This is a genomic window from Ornithinibacter sp. (assembly GCF_035443565.1).
GTDB lineage: Bacteria > Actinomycetota > Actinomycetes > Actinomycetales > Dermatophilaceae > Fodinibacter.
The window spans coordinates 11,747-33,713 of sequence record NZ_DAORSO010000010.1 but is presented as its reverse complement, the minus strand read 5'-3'; the positions used below and the strand labels follow the sequence as shown (position 1 = coordinate 33,713).

General features: G+C 70.4%; 21 protein-coding genes. 12 read left to right on the top strand and 9 right to left on the bottom strand.

Going from position 1 to position 21,967, the window contains the following annotated elements; genetic code table 11:
• Window positions 1–255: 255 nt before the first annotated feature.
• Window positions 256–1,341, bottom strand: a complete 1,086-nt coding sequence (ychF, locus tag PLL68_RS02700; RefSeq protein ID WP_324531409.1) for a redox-regulated ATPase YchF — start codon at window positions 1,339–1,341, stop codon at window positions 256–258.
• 157 nt (window positions 1,342–1,498) lie between these two features.
• Entirely contained in the window at window positions 1,499–2,005 is a 507-nt protein-coding gene (locus PLL68_RS02695) for an NUDIX domain-containing protein (RefSeq protein ID WP_324531407.1), read from the bottom strand.
• Window positions 2,006–2,066: 61 nt separating this feature from the next.
• Between PLL68_RS02695 and PLL68_RS02690 the strand changes: the two genes are divergently transcribed.
• Window positions 2,067–3,272 (top strand): DNA recombination protein RmuC, encoded by a 1,206-nt coding sequence (locus PLL68_RS02690; RefSeq protein ID WP_324531405.1) that lies wholly within the window; start codon window positions 2,067–2,069, stop codon window positions 3,270–3,272.
• Between the two features lie 44 nt (window positions 3,273–3,316).
• On the opposite strand, the gene PLL68_RS02685 is transcribed toward PLL68_RS02690, so the two are convergent.
• Together PLL68_RS02685 and PLL68_RS02680 are read right to left on the bottom strand one after the other, a co-directional pair.
• On the bottom strand, window positions 3,317–5,677 hold the full coding sequence (locus PLL68_RS02685) for an ATP-binding cassette domain-containing protein (protein WP_324531404.1): 2,361 nt from the start codon (window positions 5,675–5,677) through the stop codon (window positions 3,317–3,319).
• Window positions 5,678–5,710: 33 nt separating this feature from the next.
• On the bottom strand, window positions 5,711–6,727 hold the full coding sequence (locus tag PLL68_RS02680) for a 4-hydroxy-3-methylbut-2-enyl diphosphate reductase (protein ID WP_324531402.1): 1,017 nt from the start codon (window positions 6,725–6,727) through the stop codon (window positions 5,711–5,713).
• A gap of 130 nt (window positions 6,728–6,857) precedes the next feature.
• Between PLL68_RS02680 and xseA the strand changes: the two genes are divergently transcribed.
• On the top strand, window positions 6,858–8,093 hold the full coding sequence (gene xseA / locus PLL68_RS02675) for an exodeoxyribonuclease VII large subunit (RefSeq protein ID WP_324531401.1): 1,236 nt from the start codon (window positions 6,858–6,860) through the stop codon (window positions 8,091–8,093).
• A 10-nt stretch (window positions 8,094–8,103) separates the two neighbouring features.
• Window positions 8,104–8,352, top strand: coding sequence for an exodeoxyribonuclease VII small subunit (locus PLL68_RS02670; protein WP_324531400.1), 249 nt, complete (start codon window positions 8,104–8,106; stop codon window positions 8,350–8,352).
• 174 nt (window positions 8,353–8,526) lie between these two features.
• Here the strand turns inward: PLL68_RS02670 and PLL68_RS02665 are convergent, their stop codons facing one another.
• A complete protein-coding gene (locus PLL68_RS02665; protein WP_324531398.1) occupies window positions 8,527–9,084 on the bottom strand; it encodes a DUF4245 domain-containing protein in 558 nt (185 codons plus the stop codon).
• A gap of 90 nt (window positions 9,085–9,174) precedes the next feature.
• Here PLL68_RS02665 and PLL68_RS02660 point away from each other — a divergent pair, with 90 nt between their 5' ends.
• The 6 genes from PLL68_RS02660 to PLL68_RS02635 are packed head-to-tail and all read left to right on the top strand — an operon-like array spanning window position 9,175 to window position 15,292.
• Window positions 9,175–10,140 carry a carbohydrate kinase family protein gene (locus PLL68_RS02660; RefSeq protein WP_324531396.1) on the top strand — a complete coding sequence of 322 codons (966 nt, stop codon included), beginning with the start codon at window positions 9,175–9,177 and terminating at the stop codon, window positions 10,138–10,140.
• Window positions 10,137–11,855 (top strand): fumarate hydratase, encoded by a 1,719-nt coding sequence (locus PLL68_RS02655; RefSeq protein WP_324531394.1) that lies wholly within the window; start codon window positions 10,137–10,139, stop codon window positions 11,853–11,855. The genes PLL68_RS02660 and PLL68_RS02655 overlap by 4 nt, the downstream gene beginning before the upstream one ends.
• A complete protein-coding gene (locus PLL68_RS02650) occupies window positions 11,855–12,352 on the top strand; it encodes a beta-class carbonic anhydrase (RefSeq protein WP_324531392.1) in 498 nt (165 codons plus the stop codon). Before PLL68_RS02655 ends, PLL68_RS02650 begins: the two co-directional genes overlap by 1 nt.
• Before the next feature lie 15 nt (window positions 12,353–12,367).
• Window positions 12,368–13,030, top strand: coding sequence for a carbonic anhydrase (locus PLL68_RS02645; protein ID WP_324531391.1), 663 nt, complete (start codon window positions 12,368–12,370; stop codon window positions 13,028–13,030).
• 22 nt (window positions 13,031–13,052) lie between these two features.
• Window positions 13,053–13,892, top strand: a complete 840-nt coding sequence (locus PLL68_RS02640; RefSeq protein ID WP_324531389.1) for an MOSC domain-containing protein — start codon at window positions 13,053–13,055, stop codon at window positions 13,890–13,892.
• 11 nt (window positions 13,893–13,903) lie between these two features.
• On the top strand, window positions 13,904–15,292 hold the full coding sequence (locus PLL68_RS02635; RefSeq protein ID WP_324531387.1) for a GH1 family beta-glucosidase: 1,389 nt from the start codon (window positions 13,904–13,906) through the stop codon (window positions 15,290–15,292).
• A gap of 52 nt (window positions 15,293–15,344) precedes the next feature.
• On the opposite strand, the gene glmM is transcribed toward PLL68_RS02635, so the two are convergent.
• The 3 genes from glmM to rplM all read right to left on the bottom strand — a co-directional run bounded on the left by glmM (window position 15,345) and on the right by rplM (window position 17,779).
• Window positions 15,345–16,694: a phosphoglucosamine mutase gene (gene glmM, locus PLL68_RS02630; protein WP_324531385.1), complete on the bottom strand. Its 1,350-nt coding sequence runs from the start codon at window positions 16,692–16,694 to the stop codon at window positions 15,345–15,347.
• A gap of 126 nt (window positions 16,695–16,820) precedes the next feature.
• Complete coding sequence (rpsI, locus tag PLL68_RS02625; protein WP_324531383.1) at window positions 16,821–17,336, bottom strand: 30S ribosomal protein S9; 516 nt, start codon at window positions 17,334–17,336, stop codon at window positions 16,821–16,823.
• On the bottom strand, window positions 17,336–17,779 hold the full coding sequence (gene rplM, locus PLL68_RS02620; protein ID WP_159900845.1) for a 50S ribosomal protein L13: 444 nt from the start codon (window positions 17,777–17,779) through the stop codon (window positions 17,336–17,338). The genes rpsI and rplM overlap by 1 nt, the downstream gene beginning before the upstream one ends.
• Before the next feature lie 260 nt (window positions 17,780–18,039).
• Here rplM and PLL68_RS02615 point away from each other — a divergent pair, with 260 nt between their 5' ends.
• From PLL68_RS02615 to PLL68_RS02605, 3 genes are read left to right on the top strand one after another with little or no spacing between them, the layout of a single operon-like run.
• On the top strand, window positions 18,040–18,684 hold the full coding sequence (locus PLL68_RS02615; RefSeq protein WP_324531380.1) for an ArsR/SmtB family transcription factor: 645 nt from the start codon (window positions 18,040–18,042) through the stop codon (window positions 18,682–18,684).
• Window positions 18,681–19,985, top strand: a complete 1,305-nt coding sequence (locus PLL68_RS02610) for an MFS transporter (protein ID WP_324531378.1) — start codon at window positions 18,681–18,683, stop codon at window positions 19,983–19,985. Before PLL68_RS02615 ends, PLL68_RS02610 begins: the two co-directional genes overlap by 4 nt.
• Window positions 19,986–20,018: 33 nt before the next feature.
• On the top strand, window positions 20,019–20,693 hold the full coding sequence (locus tag PLL68_RS02605) for an LmeA family phospholipid-binding protein (RefSeq protein ID WP_324531376.1): 675 nt from the start codon (window positions 20,019–20,021) through the stop codon (window positions 20,691–20,693).
• 80 nt (window positions 20,694–20,773) lie between these two features.
• Here the strand turns inward: PLL68_RS02605 and PLL68_RS02600 are convergent.
• Window positions 20,774–21,967: pullulanase X25 domain-containing protein (locus PLL68_RS02600; protein ID WP_502910638.1), on the bottom strand; the 1,194-nt coding region annotated here is incomplete at its 5' end.

Here is a 21,967-nt window from a genome sequence, read left to right as displayed (position 1 = left end):
TTGGTGCCTTTGCATGTCCGACGGCGCACCCTGGGAACGTCCGACATTCGGCATGACCGGAAGGTTCTGCGGCCCTTCCGGCCTGCTGCATACCGCCGGCCAGAGGATCACGTCACGGGTGGGTCACATGGCCGCCGCGGGGTCCGGACATAGGCCCTCAGACGGGCAGATCGAGCGTATCGCGCAAAACTTCTTGCGGACTGTGTGCGGACTGGGACAGGGCACACCCCCTCTGACCTGCGGAAACGCGCCGATTCAGACGTTGAAGCGGAACTCCACGACGTCTCCGTCAGCCATGACGTACTCCTTGCCCTCCATGCGCACCCGCCCAGCCGCGCGAGCAGCGGCCATCGAGCCGGCGGCATCCAGATCGGCGAACGAGACGATCTCGGCCTTGATGAAGCCGCGCTGGAAGTCGGTGTGGATGACCCCGGCAGCCTGGGGGGCGGTCCAACCCTGGTGGATCGTCCAGGCCCGCGACTCCTTGGGGCCGGCCGTCAGGTAGGTCTGCAACCCGAGGGTGTGGAACCCGACACGAGCGAGCTGGTCGAGACCGGACTCCTCCGCCCCGAAGGACTGGAGCATCTCGAGGGCGTCCTCCGCGGACATCTCCATGAGGTCCATCTCGAGCTTGGCGTTGAGGAACACGGCGTCGGCCGGCGCGACGAGCTCGGCCAGGCTGGCGTGCAGGTCCGCGTCGGCGAGCTGGTCCTCGTCGAGGTTGAAGACGTAGATGAACGGCTTGGTGGTCAGCAGCCCGAGCCCGGCAGCGAGGTCGAGGTCGACGCCAGCCTTCTCACCGGCGGCGAACAGCGTCTCCCCCGCCTCGAGCACCTTCTGCGCGGCGACGGCGTTCTCGAACGCCGGGCGCGACTCCTTCTTGATCCGGCTCTCCTTCTCAAGGCGGGCCACGGCCTTCTCCAAGGTCTGGAGGTCGGCGAGGATCAGCTCGGTGTGGATGGTCTCGATGTCCGAGCTCGGCGAGACCTTGCCGTCGACGTGGACGACGTCGCCGTCCTCGAAGGCGCGCACGACCTGGCAGATGGCGTCGGCCTCACGGATGTTGGCGAGGAACTTGTTGCCGAGCCCCTCCCCCTCGGAGGCACCACGCACGATGCCGGCGATGTCGACGAACGACACCGTCGCGGGCAGGATCTTCTCCGACCCGAAGATCTCGGCGAGCCGGTTCAGCCGATCATCGGGCAGCGGGACGACCCCGATGTTCGGGTCGATGGTCGCGAACGGGTAGTTCGCGGCGAGGACGTTGTTCTTCGTCAGCGCGTTGAACATCGTCGACTTGCCGACGTTGGGGAGACCGACGATTCCGATGGTGAGTGCCACGAGGACAGGAGTTTAGCCGGGTTGGGCGCCGCCCCGGTCCACGGCGTCGCTCACCCGGCGAAGGCGGAGACCACGATCCAGCCGAGGATGCCGGCACTCACCAGAACGACCGCGCCGAGGAACGCGAGCGCCAGGCGGCTCTCGTCGTCGGGGATCTTCATCTGGTCCTCCCGGGTTCGCTGTTCTCGAGGTAGAGCGGGTGTTCGGCGTCAGCGGCCACCTCCAGCATGCGTGCGGTGTACGGCGCGACGTGCGCGGCGGCATCCGCGATGCTCCGCCAGTGGGCGCCCGCGATCTCGCGCCGCAGGAACAGTGCCGGGTCGAGCTCACCGGCGTGGTGGACCCCCAGGTCGAACAGGTACAGGAGCGCGTCGTCCCACCCGCGCCACGGCGGGAGCCAGTTGACGGCGAGCAGTCGTCCGACCTTCACGGTGAGCCCCAGCTCCTCGAAGATCTCGCGCTCGACGCAGGTCGCCGGCGACTCCCCCGGGTCGACGACCCCACCGGGCAGGTCCCACTCCCGCTTGTAGCTGAGCTCGCAGAGCAGCACCCGGCCCTTCGGGTCACGCAGCACCCCCTGGGCGATGGCCCGGGTCCGCGGGAGGCGGGCGTTGAGGATCGCGATGCGCTTCAGGCGCTCGGCCTCGGTCTCACTGCGTGCCATCACCCGACCCTAACCGCCCGTGTCGGTGGCTGTGTCAGTGCCTCGTGCCAGAGTCGGCCCCATGAACACATGGGTGTGGGGCCTGCTCGGGTTGGTCGTCGGCGTCGCCGTGACGATCGTCGTGACTCGCCTGGTGGATGCCGCGCGCTCGGCCGCCGTGGTCGCCGAGCGCGATCTGCTGCGAGAGCGGGTGCTCGACCTGGAGACCTCGCTCGCTGAGGACCTCGAGACCGCCGCCCTGCTGGCTCCTCTCAAGGACGCCTTGGTCCGTGTCGAGCACCAGGTCGGCACGCTCGAGCGCGACCGGATGCAGCAGTTCGGCGCCATTCGGGGCCTGCTCGCCCGCGTCGAGGGCGAGACCCAGCACCTGGGTCGCCAGACGGCCTCGCTGGCGGGCTCGCTGCGGTCATCGACCGTTCGAGGGGCGTGGGGTGAGGTGCAGCTGCGCAGGGTGCTCGAGGCCTCGGGGATGCTGGCGCGCTGCGACTTCGACGAGCAGGTCACCGCGGTCAGTGCCCACGACCGCGGCGTGCGCCCGGACGTCGTCGTGCGCCTGCCCGGCGAGAAGGTCCTCGTGGTCGACGCCAAGGCCCCGATGGCCGCCTTCCTGGACGCCCAGGGTGAAGATCTCACCGATGACGAGCGCGGCGACCTGCTGCGCGAGCACGCGGCCTCGCTGGGCAGACACGTGTCGGCGCTGGCCACCAAGGAGTACTGGTCAGCGTTTCGCGAGGGTCCCGAGATGGTGGTCTGCTTCGTTCCGAGTGATGCCATGCTCGGCGCCGCCCTTGCGGCCCAGCCGTCGCTGCACGACCAGGCACTCTCGCAGCGGGTGGTGCTCGTCGGCCCGGGCTCGCTGATGGCCCTGCTGCGCACCGTGGCGTTCACCTGGCAGCAGGACGCCCTGTCCTCCAGCGCCCGCGAGCTGCTCGACCTCGGGCGCGACCTGCACCGGCGGCTCGCGACGCTCGGCACCCACACCGCCAAGGTGGGGCGCAGCCTCCAGTCCAGCGTCGAGGCCTACAACGCGATGGTCGGGGCCCTGGAGTCCCGCGTCATGGTCACCGCGCGCCGGATGAACGACCTCGACCTCGTCGACGACGAGCTGCCGGTCCTCGCGCCCGTGGAGATCGCCCCCCGGCCACTGACCGCGCAGGAGCTCATCGACGACATCACCGCTCAGGACTCGCGCCCCGAACTGCTGCTCGATCTCGAGGTGGGTGAGTCGGCACGGCCGCGGGCGAACGGCATCCGCGAGGTGGGCTGAGCCGCCAGCCGAGCGGGTGGTTCGGGAGCGCGCTGTGGGTCAGATCAGGGGCCCACGTACTGCGCCAGGTGCTGCCCGGTCAGGGTCGAACGGGCTGCGACGAGGTCTGCCGGTGTGCCCTCGAAGACGATCGTGCCCCCGTCGTGGCCGGCACCGGGGCCGAGGTCGATGATCCAGTCAGCGTGCGCCATCACGGCCTGGTGGTGCTCGATGACGATGACCGACTTGCCCGAGTCGACCAGTCGGTCGAGCAACCCGAGCAGGTTGCCGACATCGGCGAGGTGCAACCCGGTCGTGGGCTCGTCGAGCACGTAGATGTCGCCCTTGTCGGCCATCTGCACCGCCAGTTTCAGGCGCTGGCGTTCACCGCCGGACAACGTGCTGAGCGGCTGACCGAGGCTGATGTAACCCAGACCGACATCGGCCAGTCGCGCCAGGATCGTGTGCGCCGCCGGAGTCCTGGCTTCACCCGAGGCGAAGAACACCTCGGCCTCATCGACAGACAGGGCGAGCACCTCGGCGATGTCCTTGCCCCCCAGGGTGTACTCGAGCACCGACGCCTGGAAGCGCTTGCCCTCGCAGTCCTCGCACGGCGACTCCATCGTCGCCATGATGCCGAGGTCGGTGATGATGACGCCCGCGCCGTTGCACGTGGGGCAGGCCCCCTCGGAGTTCGAGCTGAACAGCGCCGGCTTGACCCCGTTGACCTTGGCGAACGCCTTGCGGATCGGCTCGAGCAGACCGGTGTAGGTCGCCGGGTTGCTGCGTCGCGACCCCTTGATGGCGCCCTGGTCGACGACGACGACATCGTCACGCTTGGCGACCGAGCCGTGGATCAGCGAGGTCTTGCCCGAGCCCGCGACACCGGTCACGACGCACAGCACCCCGAGCGGGATGTCGACGTCGACGCCCCGAAGGTTGTGCGTCGAGGCACCCCGGACCTCGACCGCGCCAGTGGCCTCGCGCACGCTCGGCTTCAGCGTCGCCCGGTCATCCAGGTGCCGCCCGGTGATGGTGTCACTGGCGCGCAGCCCCTCGATCGTGCCCTCGAAGCAGATCGCGCCGCCGCCCGACCCCGCCCCCGGGCCGAGGTCGACGACGTGGTCGGCGATGGCGATGGTCTCGGGCTTGTGCTCGACGACGAGCACGGTGTTTCCCTTGTCCCGCAGCTGCAGGAGCAGCGTGTTCATCCGCTCGATGTCGTGCGGGTGCAGGCCGACGGTGGGCTCGTCGAACACGTAGGTGACGTCGGTCAGCGAGGACCCCAGGTGGCGGATCATCTTCGTGCGCTGGGCCTCGCCACCGGACAGCGTCCCTGCAGGCCGGTCGAGGGAGAGGTAGCCCAAGCCGATCTCGGTGAACGAGTCGAGCAGGTGCTGCAACCCCTTGAGCAGCGGCGCCACCGACGGCTCGTCGAGGTCACGCACCCACGTGGCGAGGTCGCTGATCTGCATGGCGCACAGGTCGGCGATGCTCTTGCCGTTGATCTGGGAGGCGCGCGCCTCGGCGGTCAGCCGTGTACCGGCGCACTCCGGGCAGGCCTGGAAGGTGACGGCCCGCTCGACGAAGCGCCGCACGTGCGGCTGCATCGCCTCCGGGTCCTTGGACAGCATCGACTTCTGGATCTTGGGGATGATGCCCTCGAAGGTGAGGTTGACCCCCTCGACCTTGATCTTCGTCGGCGGCGCGAACAGCATCGTGTCGAGCTGCTTGGCGGTGAAGTCGGCGATGGGCGTGTCCATCGGCAGCCCCATGCCCTCGAACAGCCGGCCGTACCAGCCGTCCATGGAGTAGCCGGGCACCGTCAGCGCACCCTCGCGCAGGGACTTGGAGTCGTCGTACAGCGCCGTGCGGTCGATGTCGCTGACCTGGCCCATCCCCTCGCACCGCGGGCACATCCCGCCGAGGTAGACCGCCTGCTTGACGATGGTCTTCTCGACCCGGCCACCCTTGTCGGTGGACATGACACCGCTCGCCTTGCGGGTCGGGACGTTGAACGAGTACGCCGTCGGCGGGCCGAGATGCGGTTGCGCCAAGCGGCTGAACAGGATGCGCAACATGGCGTTTGCGTCGGTGGCCGTGCCGACGGTCGACCGAGGGTTGGCGCCCATCCGCTCCTGGTCGACGATGATCGCCGTGGTCAGCCCCTCGAGGTGGTCGACCTCAGGGCGGGCCAGGCTCGGCATGAACCCCTGGAGGAAGGCGCTGTAGGTCTCGTTGATCATCCGCTTGGACTCCGCGGCGATCGTCGCGAAGACGAGCGAGCTCTTCCCCGAACCCGACACCCCGGTGAAGACCGTGAGCCGCCGCTTGGGCAGCTCGACGCTCACGTCCTTGAGGTTGTTCTCGCGGGCACCCAGCACGCGGATCAGGTCATGCGTGTCCGCGGGGTGTGGCGTGGTCATGCCGGTCAGGCTAGACGCCGACGGCGACAACCGTCAGTGCAGACCGGAGGTGCTGTCGGCGAAGCTCGCGTCGTGGCGCATCGTGTCGGCCTTGCCGGCGGCCTTGAGATCCCGGCGGATCTCGGCAGGCAGCGAGAACATGATCGACTCCTGCGCCGCGACGACAGGTGACACATCGCCGTAGCCGCGAGCCTCGAGGTACTCGAGCACCTCGCGCACGAGGATCTCGGGCACCGAGGCACCCGAGGTCACACCCACCGTCGAGACCCCGTCGAGCCAGGACTCGTCGATCTCGTCCGCGTAGTCGACCAGGTGCCCCGCGGGTGTTCCGTGCTCGAGGGCGACCTCGACCAGACGCACCGAGTTGGAGGAGTTGCGTGAGCCGATGACGAGCATGAGGTCGCAGTCGGCGGCCATCTGCTTCACGGCGAGCTGGCGGTTCTGTGTGGCGTAGCAGATGTCGTCGCTCGGGGGGTCCTGCAGGCTGGGGAAGCGCTCACGAAGGCGCCGCACCGTCTCCATGGTCTCGTCGACCGAGAGCGTGGTCTGCGAGAGCCACACGACCTTGTCGGGGTCGCGGACCGTGACGTTGTCGACGTCGTCGGGGCCGTCGACGAGCTGGATGTGCTCGGGGGCCTCACCAGCGGTGCCGATGACCTCCTCGTGGCCCTCGTGGCCGATCAGGAGGATGTCGTAGTCCTCGTCGGCGAAGCGCACGGCCTCTCGGTGCACCTTGGTGACCAGGGGGCAGGTGGCGTCGATGGTGCGCAGGGACAGGGCCCGGGCCTCCTCGTGCACCACGGGGGCGACGCCGTGGGCCGAGAAGACGACGGTCGCACCCTCGGGCACCTCGTCGGTCTCGTCGACGAAGATCGCACCGCGCTTCTGCAGCGTCGTGACGACATGCTTGTTGTGCACGATCTCCTTGCGGACGTAGACCGGGGAGCCGTAGAGGTCGAGCGCCTTCTCGACGGTCACCACGGCCCGGTCCACCCCCGCGCAGTAGCCACGGGGGGCGGCGAGGAGCACACGTTTGCCGGAGTCAGCCATGTCACCCATGGTAGGTCGCCCTCACGACGACCCCGAATCCTTGTGTCCGGCAGGTTGGCAGTCAGGGCAGCCACCCTGCCGGACGCACGGCCGAACAATGGCCGTCGGAGCCCGGCTCTAGGGTGACGCCATGACGACCCTGCCCGAGCGCGCCGCCGACACCACGGCCGAGCAGCCCTGGCCGGTGCGCCTGCTCTCGATGAAGATCGGTGAGTACGTCGAGAAGATGTCGACCCTGTGGGTCGAGGGCCAGGTCGTCCAGCTCAACCGCCGCCCCGGGGCCCGCACCGCCTACCTCACCCTGCGCGACCCCGACGTCGACATGAGCCTGTCGGTCTCGATCCACGTCAACGCCCTCGACGCGATGCCGACCCCTCTCGGCGAGGGTGCCCGCGTCGTCCTCCAGGCCAAGCCCACCTTCTGGGCCCAGCGCGGATCGCTCATGCTCGACGCCCGCCAGATCCGCCCCCTCGGCGTCGGTGAGCTGCTCGCGCGCCTGGAGTACCTCAAGCGACACCTGGCCCAGGAGGGGCTGTTCGACCGCGAGCGCAAGAAGCCCCTACCGTTCCTTCCCCGGCGCATCGGGCTGGTCTGCGGCCGGGCGAGCGCGGCCGAGCGCGACGTCGTCGAGAACGCCCGCCGGCGCTGGCCGTCCGCGGTGTTCGAGATCCGCCAGGTCGCGGTTCAGGGCGCGGATGCCGTGCCGCAGGTGTGCGCGGCGCTCGCCGAGCTCGACACCCACCCCGAGGTCGACGTCATCGTCATCGCCCGTGGCGGTGGCGGGGTCGAGGACCTGCTGCCCTTCAGCAACGAGACCATGGTTCGGGCCGTCGCGGCGGCACTCACCCCCGTGGTCAGCGCCATCGGTCACGACGTCGACACCCCCCTGCTCGACCTCGTCGCCGACCACCGCGCCTCCACGCCCACGGATGCCGCCAAGGCGATCGTCCCGGATGCCGATGCCGAGCGTTCGGCGGTCGCGGCAGCTCGCGCTCGCGGTCACCGCGCACTCGCCGCACGCCTGCACCACGAACGGCGGCGGCTCGTCGAGCTGCGCAGTCGCCCCGTCCTCACCGACAAGGGCGCGTTCGTGCGCAGCCAGCGCGCCGTGGTCGAAGCACTGCGCGACCGCAGTCGCCGCCGCGTCGAGGCCCAGCTGCACCGGGCCCGCGACCACACCGCGCACCTGCGCACCCAGGTGCGCACCCTGTCGCCGCAGTCGACCCTCGACCGCGGCTACGCGATCGTGCAGCACGCCGACGGCGCGGTGGTGAGCGACCCGGCATCCGTGGTCGTGGGTGAGCCGTTGCGCGTGCGCGTGGCGCGCGGCGACTTCGGCGTCAAGCCTGTCGGGCACGACGGTTAGGGTTTCGGACATGGCGATGACAGCGGATTCGGCAACCCCCGAGCAGGGGCCAGCCCCTGAAGGTGCGCAGCACGCCGACATCGCAGGCCTGACGTACGAGCAGGCCCGCGACGAGCTCGTCGACATCGTCGCCCGCCTCGAGAACGGCCAGTCCGGGCTCGAGGAGAGCATGGGGCTGTGGCAGCGGGGCGAGGCCCTGGCCGCCCACTGCGCGACGTGGTTGGACCGCGCCGAGGCGAAGATCACCGCCGGCGACTGATTCCCCTGGTCCAGCGGTCAGGCCCACGGCGCATTGCCGGTTCGCAGGTCCGGCCATGGGCAACCCTGCGCCGTCGGACGTACAAAGGCGCTCGCCGCACCCGGCGCCGAGCGTGCAGCCGACCGAGGGTGGGCCCTTTTGCACGTCCGGCGGCGCACCCCCGGGGCTCTGCCGTCAGGGTGTGACGGGCTGGAGCGTCTCGACGAACTGCTTCATCTCGTCGAAGGTGGCCGTGCCGGTGATGAGCGTGGTCAGCTCGTCCGCACCCTCCGGGGCGTCGACGAGGCTGTTCTGGACCTTGGTGTCCCGCTCGTACATCGTCCAGGTGCGCCCTGCAGCCTCCAGGGTGCCGACCTTGGGCGCACGGTTGGTCTGCGACTCGATCCACGCACGCGTGGGGTCCTGCGTCTGCTCGACCGCGACATAGGTTCCCGAGGGGGTCTGGTACCCGGCGTGCCACGTCGAGAAGCCACCCGTGGTGACGGTGTAGCGGGCCGAGGTCGCAGTCCACCCCTCCGGCAGGCCCACGGGCTCGACGATCGGCCAGCCGGTGCGCTCCTGCACGTCGACGGCCGTGGCGTGCACGTCGACCGGCGGCCCACTGACCGAGCTGACCCGCGGGACGATGAGCACGAGGACGGCGACCATCCCGAGCACCGCGGCGAGGGAGTACACCAGGTTCTTGGCAGACCCCATCGAGTAGCGGCTGCGGGCGGGCGCGGGCGTGGTCACCCCCCTATCGTCGCCGACGGGTGCCCGGGACGCCGAATCACCCTCGACGCTAGGGTTGGCCCTGCCGTCACACGCTCACGTCAGGACGTCATGGACACCACGAACGACATGAACCCGAGCACAGCCGATCGCGCCCCCGGCCGAGCAGTCGCCGTCATCGGCGAACTGCTTGTCGACATCGTGCACACCCCCGACGGCAACACGGCCGAACACGTGGGTGGATCGCCGGCCAACGTCGCCCTGGGCCTGTCCCGGCTCGGGCACGAGACGTGGTTCGCGACGCTCGTCGGCACCGACGATCGCGGGATCCGCTGCGCCGAGCACGTCGAGTCCGGCGGAGTGCACCTCCTCCCCGGCAGCATCAGCGCCAGCCACCCCACCTCCACCGCCGCCGCGACGATCGACGAGTCGGGCGCGGCGAGCTACGTCTTCGACCTGCACTGGGACCTCGCCCCCGTCGACCTACCGGCGGATGCCGGTCACCTGCACATCGGGTCCATCGGCACCACCCTGCGCCCCGGCGACGAGGAGGTGACCGCCGCGGTCCACGCGATCCGCGCGACCGGCACGGTGTCCTACGACCCCAACGTGCGCCCGAGCATCATGGGCAGCCCCGACGAGGTCCGCCCACGCATCGAGGAGCTCGTCGCACTCAGTGACGTCGTGAAGTGCTCCGAGGACGACATCGCCTGGCTCTACCCCGGGCAGTCCCCGGCCGAGGTGATGGCTCACTGGGCCGGGCTGGGCTCGAAGCTGACGCTCGTGACCCTCGGCGGCGACGGGGTCACGTGGCGGGCCGGCACCGGCGACGTCGACCACCTGCCCGCGCTCGCCGACGACGTCGTCGACACCGTCGGAGCAGGCGACTCCTTCATGGCCGGCCTCGTGTCGGGCCTGCTCGACGCCGGGCTGCTCGGCGACACCGCAGCCCGTGAGCGCCTGCAGCACGCGGGCCTGCCCGACGTGCGCCCGGCCATCGACCGCGCGCTCGCGACGAGCGGCATCACCGTGACCCATGCGGGCGCCTACGCCCCGACCAGGGAGGAACTGGCGTGACCGACTTCGCCTACGAGGACCTACTGCCCATCGGGGACGACGAGACCCCCTACCGGCTGCTCACCACCGACGGCGTGTCGGTCGTCGACGGGCCGGGCGGGCGCTCGTTCCTCCAGGTCGAGCCCAAGGCCCTGCGCCTGCTCACCGACACCGCCATGCACGACATCGCGCACTACCTGCGCCCGGCGCACCTCCAGCAGCTCGCGAACATCCTCGATGACCCGGAGGCGAGCAACAACGACAAGTTCGTCGCGCTCGACCTGCTCAAGAACGCGAACATCGCCGCGGGCGGCATCCTGCCCATGTGCCAGGACACCGGCACCGCGATCGTCATGGGCAAGCGCGGCCAGCACGTGCTGACGCCGGGGCGCGACGAGGAGGCCGTCAGCCGTGGGGTCTACGACGCCTACACCCGGCTGAACCTGCGCTACTCCCAGATGGCCCCGGTCACGACGTGGGACGAGCGCAACACCGGCACCAACCTGCCGGCCCAGATCGAGCTCTACGCCGACACCGCCCCCGGGCACGAGAGCACCTACAAGTTCCTCTTCATGGCCAAGGGTGGTGGCAGCGCCAACAAGTCCTTCCTGTTCCAGGAGACCAAGGCCGTGCTCAACCCCGACGCGATGATGCGCTTCCTCGACGAGAAGCTGCGCAGCCTCGGCACCGCGGCCTGCCCCCCGTACCACCTGGCCATCGTCATCGGCGGTACCAGCGCCGAGTTCGCCCTCAAGACAGCCAAGTACGCGAGCGCCAAGTACCTCGACCAGCTCCCGAAGGCCGGGGATGCCGCCACCGGCCACGGCTTCCGCGACACCGAGCTCGAGGAGAAGGTGCTCGAGCTGACCCGGCAGTTCGGCATCGGCGCCCAGTTCGGCGGCAAGTACTTCTGCCACGACGTGCGGGTGGTGCGCCTGCCCCGCCACGGGGCCTCCCTCCCCATCGCCATCGCCGTGTCCTGCTCGGCCGACCGCCAGGTGCTCGGCAAGATCACCCCCGAGGGCGTGTTCATCGAACAGCTCGAGACCGACCCGGCCCGCTTCCTGCCCGACCAGACCCACGCCGCCCTCGCCGGTGAGGACGACGTGGATGCCGTCGGCGCGGCATCCACGGGTGCCGGCGCCGTGGTCTCCATCGACCTCAACCAGCCGATGGCGGACATCCTCGCCGAGCTCACCAAGCACCCGGTCAAGACGCGGCTGTCCCTGACCGGCCCGCTCGTCGTGGCCCGCGACATCGCCCACGCGAAGATCAAGGAACGCCTCGACGCCGGTGAGCCGATGCCCGACTACCTGCGCAACCACCCGGTCTACTACGCGGGCCCGGCCAAGACCCCCGAGGGGATGCCGTCGGGTTCGTTCGGGCCGACGACCGCAGGCCGGATGGACTCCTACGTCGACCAGTTCCAGGCCGCTGGCGGCTCGATGGTCATGCTTGCGAAGGGCAACCGCAGCCAGCAGGTGACCGATGCCTGCAAGGCTCACGGCGGCTTCTACCTCGGGTCGATCGGCGGCCCGGCCGCGCGCCTGGCCCAGGACTGCATCCGCAGCGTCGAGGTGCTCGAGTACCCCGAGCTGGGCATGGAGGCCATCTGGAAGATCGAGGTCGAGGACTTCCCGGCCTTCATCGTCGTCGACGACAAGGGACATGATTTCTTCGCCTCGGTGACCAAGCCGGTGGCGTTCACCATCGAGAAGCGAACGGGGTTGCTCTGATGCCATCCACCTTTGATGACCTGCTCGAGGCCAACCGGGCCTACGCCGCGGAGAACCCGATCCTCGGCTTCGACGGTGTGGCCCACGCCGGCGTCGCCGTCGTCACCTGCATGGACAGCCGGATCGACCCGCTGCGGATGATCGGGCTCAAGCCCGGCGACGCGAAGATCTTCCGCAATCCCGGTGGCCGGGTCACCGACCAGGCCCTCGAGGCATTGGTGCTCGCCACGCACCTGCTCGGGGTGAACCGGGTGCTCGTCATCCCGCACACCCGCTGCGCGATGGCGAACTCGACCGAGGCCGAACTCCAGCGGCGGGTGGGTGAATCAGCCGGCCGCGACGCGACCTGGCACCGCTTCAACACCATCGACGACCAGGAGGCGGCGCTGCGCTCGGACGTCGTCCGGGTGAAGTCGCACCCGCTCGTCGCCGACGAGGTGCTCGTCGGTGGGTTCATCTACGACGTCGACACGGGCCTGCTCACCCAGGTCGACTGAGCGCTCGACGTCGCCATGACGACCGCTCGAGGAAACCCCAGGCCGCGGACCCCGCACGACGCGTGGGCTGAACTCGTCGCCGGCAACAACCGCTTCGTCGACGGTGCGAGTGACCACCCGCACCAGAGCATCCAGCTGCGCGAGGAGCTCGCGACCGGCCAGACCCCCTTCGCCACGGTGTTCGGCTGCTCGGACTCCCGCGTCGCCGCGGAGATCATCTTCGACCAAGGCCTGGGCGACGTCTTCGTGGTGCGCACGGCGGGCACCGTCATCGACCCCGGGGTGCTCGGCTCGCTCGAGTTCGGCGTCGAGGTGCTCGGCACCCCACTCATCGTCGTGCTGTCCCACACCTCGTGCGGGGCGATCCGGGCCACCCTCGAAGCGGTGGCGACCCGCCAGCTGCCCGGGGGGTTCCTTCGCGACGTGGTCGAGCGCATCGCCCCGAGCTACCTGCTGGCCGGCAGCACCGCGGAGCCGACCCCCGGTGAGGTCGGCCGCGCCCACCTGCGGCACGTCGTCAGCCTGCTCGCCGAGCGCTCCCGGGCCATCCGGTACGCGGTCGAACGCGGTGACCTGGCAATCGTCGGCGCGGAGTACGGGCTCGCCGGCGGGGCCGTTGAGATCGTGACGGTCATCGGCGACCTCGGTGTGCCTGCTGGACCACCGGGGACGGCGTGAGCACGCCCGGCAGCGAGCCCACGTGATCACCCTGGTCGGGCTTGCCGTTCACCCCGTCAAGAGCACCGCAGTCCGCCACGTCGACCAGGCACACGTCGAGCCCTGGGGCCTGCACGACGACCGTCGCTGGATGGTCGTCGACCCCACCGGCGAGTGCGTCACCGCGAGGGAGCACGCATCCCTGCTGGGCATCCAGGCCATGACCCCCATGACCGACCCCGGCCTGCCCGTCCCCCTACGGCTCAGCGCGCCCGGTGCCGCGCCGCTCGACGTCGAGCAGCCGCACGGCGACCCGGTCACGGTGACCGTGCACGGGCGCAGCCTGGATGCCGTCTGCGCACCGTTCGTGGCCACCACCTGGCTCGCCGCCACGCTCGGCATCGAGGGGCTGCGCCTGGTCCTCGTGCACCGCCCGCGCCCCCTCAACCCCGAGTACGGCCTGCCCGGCGAGGCCACCGCCTTCGCCGACGGCTACCCGGTCACCCTGGCGTCCGCGGCATCCCTGCGCCGCCTCGACGACTGGGTCACCGACGGCGTCCTCGAGCGCGGAGACGTGGCACGGCATCCGATGGCGGTCGACCGCTTCCGCCCCAACCTCGTCGTCGACGGTGACCTCGACGCGTTCGAGGAGGACCGCTGGCGCAGCGTGCGCATCGGGGACGTCTCGTTCCGGGTCGTCAAGGCGGTCGACCGGTGTGTACTCACGACGATCGACCCCGCGACGCTGGAACGCGGGCACGAGCCGATCCGCACCCTGGCGCGCCATCGTCGCCGTGACGGCAGGACGTGGTTCGCGATGCACCTCGTCCCTCAGGTCCGCGGGGTGGTCAGGGTCGGCGACGAGGTCACACCGGGACGGTAACCTCACGCGTTATGACCTCTTTCGATCGCACCTTCCCCGATGGCTTCCTCTGGGGGGCCGCCACCGCCAGCTTCCAGATCGAGGGGGCGACCACGGAGGACGGGCGGCTGCCGTCGATCTGGGACACGTTCTGCGAGGTCGAGGGGAACGTCGCGAACAAGGACACCGGCGACCCGGCCTGCGACCACTTCCACCGGGTCGACGAGGACGTTGCACTCATGAGCGACCTCGGGCTCGACGTCTACCGCTTCTCCATCGCCTGGCCGCGCGTCCTGCCCACCGGCACCGGCACGGTCAACCAGCCCGGCATCGACTTCTACGACCGGCTCGTCGACCGGCTGCTCGACAACGGCATCCGCCCCGTCGCGACGCTCTACCACTGGGACCTGCCGCAGGCCCTCGACGACCGCGGTGGCTGGCTCAACCGCGATGTCGCCGCCTGGTTCGAGGAGTACACCGCCGTCACCGTCGGCGCCCTCGGTGACCGGGTCAAGCACTGGACGACGCTCAACGAGCCGTGGTGCTCCTCGATCCTCAGCTACAGCATCGGCAACCACGCCCCCGGCCACCACGACACCCTCGAGGGCATGGTCGCCGCGCACCACCTGATGCTCGCGCACGGCACGGCCGTGCCGGTGATCCGCGAGCTGTGCCCCGACGGGGAGGCGTCGATCACCCTCAACCCGACGTACGTGTGGGGCCCCGACGACGGTGACGAGCGTGATGCGGATGCCGTTCGGCGCGCCGACAACGCCCTCAACGGCCTGTTCTTCGGCCCGATCTTCCACGGCGCCTACCCCGACGGCATGATCGAGGACACCGCTCACCTCACCGACCACGCCTTCATCCAGGACGGTGACCTCGAGACGATCTCGGCGCCGCTGGACAACCTCGGGGTCAACAACTACTTCCCCACCCGGGTGCGCGCCGCCCGCGACGGCGAGGACGGCAGCAACCCGATGCCCGGCTGCGACGGCGTCATCGAGCTCGCCCCGCAGGGCCCGCTCACCGCGATGGGCTGGGAGCAGTCACCGAAGAGCCACCAGCTGATCATCGAGCGGTCGGCGCGCGAGAGCGGCCTGCCGATCTACATCACCGAGAACGGCTCCGCCTGGCCGGACACCGTGTCCGACGACGGCGCGGTGCACGACCCCGACCGGGTCAACTACCTCCACGAGCACCTCGGCGCGGTCGCCGACGCCATCGAGGGCGGCACCGACGTGCGCGGGTACTTCGCGTGGTCGCTGCTCGACAACTTCGAGTGGGCCTACGGCTACGACAAGCGCTTCGGGATCATCCACGTCGACTACGACACGCAGAAGCGCACGATCAAGGACTCCGGGCTGGAGTACGCGCGGATCATCGCGAGCGAGCACGCTCGCACCCGCGGCGACCGCTGACGCAGCACTGACCTGACGCAGAGCTCACGCTCTGAGCCGCCGCCGCGACTGCTCAGAGCGTGAGGCGCTCGCGCACGACGCCGGCGAGGCGGTGCGCCACAGCATCCGCCTCGTCCTGGGTCGGTGCCTCGACCATGACGCGCACGAGCGGTTCGGTGCCTGACTTGCGCAGGAGCACCCGCCCGGAGCCCGCGAGGGCGGCCTCTTCGCGACGCACGGTGTCCTGGAGGCCTTCGTCGCTCTCGACCCGGTTCTTGTCGACGCCCCGGACGTTGACGAGCACCTGGGGCAGGCGCGTCATGACCGTGCCGAGGTCGGCGATGGTGCGTCCGGTGGCAGCCATCCGGGCCGCGAGCATGAGCCCCGTGAGCACCCCGTCACCGGTGGTGCCGTGGTCGAGCATGATGACGTGCCCGGACTGCTCGCCGCCGAGGGAGTAGCCGCCGGCGCGCATCTCCTCCAGCACGTAGCGGTCACCGACGCCGGTCTGGAGCACCCGGATGCCTTCGCGCTCCATCGCCTGGAGCAGCCCGAGGTTGCTCATGACGGTCGCGACGAGGGTGTCGTGCGCGAGCTTGCCGCGCTCCTTCATGTCCACCGCCAGGATGCCCATGATCTGGTCGCCGTCGACCTCGACGCCGGCAGCATCCACCGCAAGGCACCGGTCGGCATCCCCGTCGTGGGCGATGCCGAGGTCCGCACCGTGCGCGACCACGGCGGCCTTGAGCGGGCCGAGGTGGGTCGAGCCGTAGCCGTCGTTGATGTTCAGCCCGTCGGGGGCGGTGCCGATCTCGATGACCTCGGCGCCCGCCAGACGGAAGATCTCCGGGGAGACCATGCTGGCCGCCCCGTGGGCGCCGTCGATGACGACCTTGAGACCGTCGAGCTGGTTCGGCAGCACGCGCAGGAGGTGGGCGATGTAGCGGGTGTGGCCCTCCTGCATGGCCACGACCCGGCCGACGTCCGCGCCGATGGGGCGCGCCCAGCGCTCACCCATCGCGGCCTCGATCTGGTCCTCGACCTCATCCGCGAGCTTGTGTCCCCCGCGCGCGAAGAACTTGATGCCGTTGTCGGGCATCGCGTTGTGCGACGCCGAGAGCATCACCCCGAAGTCGGCGCCGGTGTCGGCGGTCAGGTAGGCCACGGCGGGGGTCGGCAGGACCCCGGCGTTGTAGACGTCGACCCCGGCCGAGGCCAGACCCGCGACGACCGCCGCGGCGAGGAACTCCCCCGAGGCCCGCGGGTCGCGCCCGACGACGGCCTTGGGCCGGTGCCCCGGCGTCGCTCCGGCCTGGCCGAGGACGCGGGCGGCCGCGACCGACATCGACAGGGCCATCTCGGCGGTGATGACCGGGCCGTTGGCCAGGCCGCGCACTCCGTCGGTGCCGAAGAGTCGAGACATGCTGGATGGTGCCTTTCGCCGATGGAGCCCTGACCTGAATCTATCCCGAACGCGCCGAAGGCGGCACCGAATGGTGCCGCCTTCGGAGCTGGGACGGCACCGAAGATCGGATGCCGTCGCGCCGGATCAGCGCTTGCTGTACTGAGGCGCCTTGCGGGCCTTCTTGAGACCGGCCTTCTTGCGCTCGGGGACGCGGGCGTCGCGCGAGAGGAAGCCAGCCTTCTTCAGGGCCGGGCGGTTCAGCTCGGGGTCGATGCCGTTGAGCGAGCGGGCCACGCCGAGGCGCACCGCGCCAGCCTGACCGGAGGGGCCACCGCCGTGCACGCGCACGAGGACGTCGTAGGCGCCGTCGAGCTCGAGGACCTTCAGCGGCTCGTTGACGATCTGCTGGTGGACCTTGTTCGGGAAGTACCCCTCGAGGGTGCGCCCGTTGATCTTCCACTCGCCGGTGCCCGGGACGATCCGGACGCGGGCGACGGCCTGCTTGCGACGACCGGTGGCCGCGCCGGGAACGGTGGCCGCCGGACGAGCCACGGGCTCGGCACCCGCGACGTTGGTGTCCGACTCGGAGGTGTACTCGGTGACCGGGGCGTCGTTGACGTCGGTACCGGCGGTCTCGTCGATCTGGGTGTTCTCGGTCATCACTGGGCCACCTGGGTGAGCTCGAAGGGCTGGGGCTGCTGGGCAGCGTGGGGGTGCTCGGCGCCGCGGTAGACCTTGAGGTGGCTCAGCTGCGCGCGACCGAGGGTGTTCTTGGGGAGCATGCCGCGAACGGCCTTCTCGACGGCCTTCTCCGGGCTCTTGGCGAGCAGCTCGGTGTAGGACGTGCTCTTCAGGCCGCCCGGGTGACCCGAGTGGTGGTAGGCCTTCTTCTGCGCGAGCTTGGCGCCCGTGAGGGCCACCTTCTCGGCGTTGATGATGATGACGAAGTCGCCACCGTCGACGTGGGGGGCGAAGGTGGGCTTGTGCTTGCCGCGCAGCAGGATCGCGGTCTGGCTGGCGAGGCGGCCGAGCACGACGTCGGTCGCGTCGATGATGTGCCACGCACGCGTGATCTCGCCCTGCTTGGGGGTGTAGGTACGCATCAGGTGTCCTGGTCGTAGAAGGGGCAGGGGCGAGGATCGCCCCGATGGAACTGGCGTATGCCGCGTGCTCCCACCAGGGAACCTCACGTGCCCCGGTCGAGGGCGCACGGCACAACAGTGGTCAAGTTTACGGGTGGTTGGGCAACACCCCAAATCGTCGCTGAACCCGGCTGGCAGGTCGCTGACCTGCACAAACGCAGGCGCACACCAATTGTGCAGAGTAGTTGTGCAAACAGAGTATGCAAAGGTATTGTGCACGCATGGCCACGTCAAAGACCCCGCAACCAGCCGCGGACCGCACCCCCACGCTCGACGCGAGCGACCCCGCGGCACCGCACACCGGCATCCGTCTCGACGCCACGAGCCTGCGCGTCCTGGCCCACCCCCTGCGCTCGCGCCTGCTCTCACAGCTGCGCGTCGGCGGCCCGGCCACCGCCACCGACCTCGCCGGCACCCTAGGCACCAACTCGGGCGCCACGTCCTACCACCTGCGCAAGCTGGAGTCGGTCGGCCTCGTCGCCGACACCGGCGAGGGCGAGGGCAAGCGCCGGCTGTGGCGGGCCGCCACCGACTTCCACAGCTACTACCCGAGCGACTTCGAGGGTGACGAGGACTCCGAGACGGCGCTGAACTGGCTCGCCCGCGACTACGTGCGGCACTTCAGCGAGCAGGCCGAGCGCTGGGTCGACGTCTCCCCCGGCTGGCCGGGCGACTGGCAGGACGCCTGCGGCAGCAGCGACGACATGGTGCTGCTCACCGCCCCCCAGCTGCAGGCGATGCGCGACGAGATCAGCGAGGTCGTCGGCCGCTACCGGCGCGTCGGCCAGGGCAACCCCGACGCCAAGCGGATCGCGGTCTACCTGTTCGCCTACGCGCTGGACCTCGACAAGGCACCGTCGAGGTGACTGCAGTCCTCACTCCTCGCGAGGCCGAGCGCCGGCTCTACGTCCTGACGACGACCCGCTGGCTGCCCGTCGGGTTCGTCGTCGGCATCATCATCCTGCTCCAGACCGGGCGCGGGCTGACCGTCGCCCAGGCGGCGTCGTCCTTCGCCATCGGCGGTCTCGTGACCTTCGCCCTCGAACTGCCGACGAGTGGTTTCGCGGATGCCGTGGGGCGGCGGCCGGTGTACCTCACCGCCGCGGTCCTGGGGGTCGTCGCCGCCGTGGGCATCGCGCTCGCCCAGTCGTTCTGGTGGTTCGTGGCGGCCGCGGTGGTCACCGGGGCGTTCCGCGCCCTGGACTCCGGGCCGCTCGAGGCGTGGTTCGTCGACGCCGTCCACGCCACGACCCCCGGGGCCGACGTCGACCGGCAGCTCTCCCGGGCGGGCTCGGTGCTGGGTGGGGCCATCGCCGTGGGCGCACTCGCGTCCGGTGGGCTCATCTGGTGGGATCCCGTGCGAACGGTCTTCGGCGTCTCGGGTGTCTCCGCACTGGATGCCGCGGCGTGGGTCAGCGCGGCCCTGACGGTGGTGCACCTCGTTGCGGCCGCAGCGCTGATGACCGAGCAGCGCCCGCCCGCGGCGGCTGGTCGCTCCCAGTGGTCGCACGCCCTGTCCGAGGCACGCACCACGCCCGCGGTCATCGCGAGCGGGGTGCGGCTGCTGGCCACCAACCGCGTGCTACTGGCCCTGGTCGGCGTCGAGGTGTTCTGGTCGGTCGGCATGATCACCTTCGAGTCCCTGATGCCGCTGCGCCTGGAGGAACTCGTCGGGTCCGCGGAGCGGGCGGGGGCCCTGGTCGGGCCGGTGTCGGCCGCCGGGTGGGGGCTGTTCGCCGTGGGCTCGTGGCTCGCCGGGGTGACGTCGGCACGCATCGGCGTCGCCCGAGCGGCCATGGTCGGGCGCGTGCTCAATGCCCTCGGGGCCGTGGTCATGGGGTTGGTGGCCGGCCCGGTCGCGCTCGTCGCGGCCTACCTGTTCACCTACTCCATGCACGGGATGAACGGCCCGCCCCACGCGGCGCTGCTCCATCGGCAGGCGACGTCCGCCAACCGCGCGACGGTGCTGTCGATCAACTCGATGATGGCCTTCCTCGCCTTCGCCGTGGCGGCTCCGCTCGTCGGCACCCTCGCCGACCGGGCGTCGATCAGCACGGCCATGGTCACCGCGGGCGCGATCAGCGCGCTCGGCGTGGCGTGCTACCTCCCGGCCCGACGGCAGGAGCGCACCAGGACGTCGCTGGAGACCGGTGCCGTGGCGCGCTGACGTACGGCATCGTCGGCCTGTCACGCTGGGGGCATGAAGCACTTCCTGCTCGGGGTCGGCGCGACCCTGGCCACGCTCGCCCTCGCCCTCGTCGTCCTGCTCCTCACCCTCGGGTCCGGCGACGGCGAGACGATCGCGGCACCGAGCCCGACGGCATCCGGCCCGGGGACGGGCACTGAGCCGCAGCCGCCCGCCGACCTCACCACCGACGAGACGTGGCTCGGCACCGTCGACCTGCGCGGCTCCGACGTCGTGTCAGCCGATGCGACGCTCACCGACGTGGTGGCCACCGGATCCGGGGTTCGATTCTCCGAGAGCGGCCTGCGCGCCGAGCGGCTCGACCTCGATGCCACCCTGCCGTTCGCCACGGTCGCCACCCAGATCGGCGACGGGGCACGGCTCTACGATGCCGGTGACGGGCTCGCGGGCATCGAACGCGCGGTGACCATCCTCGGCCGGGACCTCACGGTCCGGGCTGAGGGAACCGTGGTCGCCGATGGCGGGCAACTGCTCATCGAGCCCCGCACCGTCGACCTCGGCGGGCCGGACTTCCTCGACAGCGCCCTCAGTTCCTTGGCCCGCAGCCTGGTGACGATCCGCCAGCCTGTGCCGGGCGTTCCGGACGGGCTGGGGCTCACCGACGTCGCCGTGACGCCGGCCGGGTTCGACGCCTCACTCTCGGGCACCGACGTCACGATCGGCCGCTGACCCGACCCGCCTGCACCCGACCCGCCTGCACCGGACCCCACCGTCCCGAGATCGACCAACAGGTCGATCTCGGGACACGGTCACTCGCTCGTGACACTCACCTCGTGGGTCACCGAGTTGTAGATGAACGTCGTCGAAGCACCGTCCGCCGGGACCGTCACGCTCACGTTGGCCGCAGGGTAGCTCTCGTCGAAGGACAACCCGTGCGCAACCTTGAACTCCCACGTGCCCGCCGGGATCTTCGTCGTGATGATCGCGTAGATGCCGTCGCCGTCCTTGTCCTGCAGCCACGGCCGCATGCACTCCGGCTTCCAGTCCCCGCCGCAGCCGAGCTCTGACTGGAACGACCCGGGCACGGTGATGATCGGGTCCTCCTCGTCCGAGACCGCCCAGTGGGTGGTCGGGTCGTAGTAGAACGACGCGGTGCCGTCGGCCGTCTCCATCGAGATGTTGCCGCCGTCGCGCACACCACCCTCGCCGTAGTTCTCGGTCCAGGCGCGGTCGAGCGCCGCCTTGTAGGCGTACGGGCCGACCGGCAGGGTGACCCCCTTCTTCTTCCAGATCTTGTCCGCGCCGTCCAAGCTCATCTGGGCCTGGCCGCACCACGGCTCCCAGTCGGCCGGGCACCCCATCTCGGAGTTCAGCGTCCCGGCGATGGCGACCGTGCCGGGCTGGGTCCCTGCCGGGTCACCGTTCTCGGGAACCGTCCGTGACGGCGCACCGACGACCTGCGTCCACGAGGAGTCACCCGCGACCCGCCCCCCGGCATCCTTGACGACGGCGCGGTACTCCAGCGGCGTGGCCAGCGGCAGACCGGACGTGTCGTGGAAGACCCGGAACGGTGCGTTGTCGTCGGTGCCGAGCGGCTGCCACTCCTTGGCGCCGAGCTGACGCCACAGGAACGTCGTCTGCGCGAAGGTGCTCGCCTTCACGTCGGCGCCGATCTCGGCGCGCCCGTTCACCCCCGACTCAGGGAGGACGACCTCGACCGTCGGCGCCGCCCCGGAGGTGCTGATCGGGGTGTTGGCCCGCCACACGCTGATGCCCAGTGGCGGCACGGTGACCTTCACGGTGCCGTCGGCCGCCGGCTTGACCGCCGTGTCCGTGCCGAACACCGGTGTGAAGACCGCGCCCTTGCCCTTGGTCCAGGTCGGGAAGGATGCCGTGGCGGCCTTGGTGCCGTTGTTGGCCGCGACGACGTACTCGACGCGACCGGCATCCTTGCCCTTGCCCTTGCCCTTGCCCTTGTCCTCTCCCTTGCCCTTGCTCTCGCC

Coding starts and splice junctions, on each gene's coding strand:
- PLL68_RS02695 (WP_324531407.1), bottom strand. CDS start 2,005: ATGGCACGCAGTGAGACCGAGGCCGAGCGCCTGAAGCGCATCGCGATC.
- PLL68_RS02690 (WP_324531405.1), top strand. CDS start 2,067: ATGAACACATGGGTGTGGGGCCTGCTCGGGTTGGTCGTCGGCGTCGCC.
- PLL68_RS02685 (WP_324531404.1), bottom strand. CDS start 5,677: ATGACCACGCCACACCCCGCGGACACGCATGACCTGATCCGCGTGCTG.
- PLL68_RS02680 (WP_324531402.1), bottom strand. CDS start 6,727: ATGGCTGACTCCGGCAAACGTGTGCTCCTCGCCGCCCCCCGTGGCTAC.
- xseA (WP_324531401.1), top strand. CDS start 6,858: ATGACGACCCTGCCCGAGCGCGCCGCCGACACCACGGCCGAGCAGCCC.
- PLL68_RS02670 (WP_324531400.1), top strand. CDS start 8,104: ATGGCGATGACAGCGGATTCGGCAACCCCCGAGCAGGGGCCAGCCCCT.
- PLL68_RS02660 (WP_324531396.1), top strand. CDS start 9,175: ATGGACACCACGAACGACATGAACCCGAGCACAGCCGATCGCGCCCCC.
- PLL68_RS02650 (WP_324531392.1), top strand. CDS start 11,855: ATGCCATCCACCTTTGATGACCTGCTCGAGGCCAACCGGGCCTACGCC.
- PLL68_RS02645 (WP_324531391.1), top strand. CDS start 12,368: ATGACGACCGCTCGAGGAAACCCCAGGCCGCGGACCCCGCACGACGCG.
- PLL68_RS02635 (WP_324531387.1), top strand. CDS start 13,904: ATGACCTCTTTCGATCGCACCTTCCCCGATGGCTTCCTCTGGGGGGCC.
- glmM (WP_324531385.1), bottom strand. CDS start 16,694: ATGTCTCGACTCTTCGGCACCGACGGAGTGCGCGGCCTGGCCAACGGC.
- rpsI (WP_324531383.1), bottom strand. CDS start 17,336: ATGACCGAGAACACCCAGATCGACGAGACCGCCGGTACCGACGTCAAC.
- rplM (WP_159900845.1), bottom strand. CDS start 17,779: ATGCGTACCTACACCCCCAAGCAGGGCGAGATCACGCGTGCGTGGCAC.
- PLL68_RS02615 (WP_324531380.1), top strand. CDS start 18,040: ATGGCCACGTCAAAGACCCCGCAACCAGCCGCGGACCGCACCCCCACG.
- PLL68_RS02605 (WP_324531376.1), top strand. CDS start 20,019: ATGAAGCACTTCCTGCTCGGGGTCGGCGCGACCCTGGCCACGCTCGCC.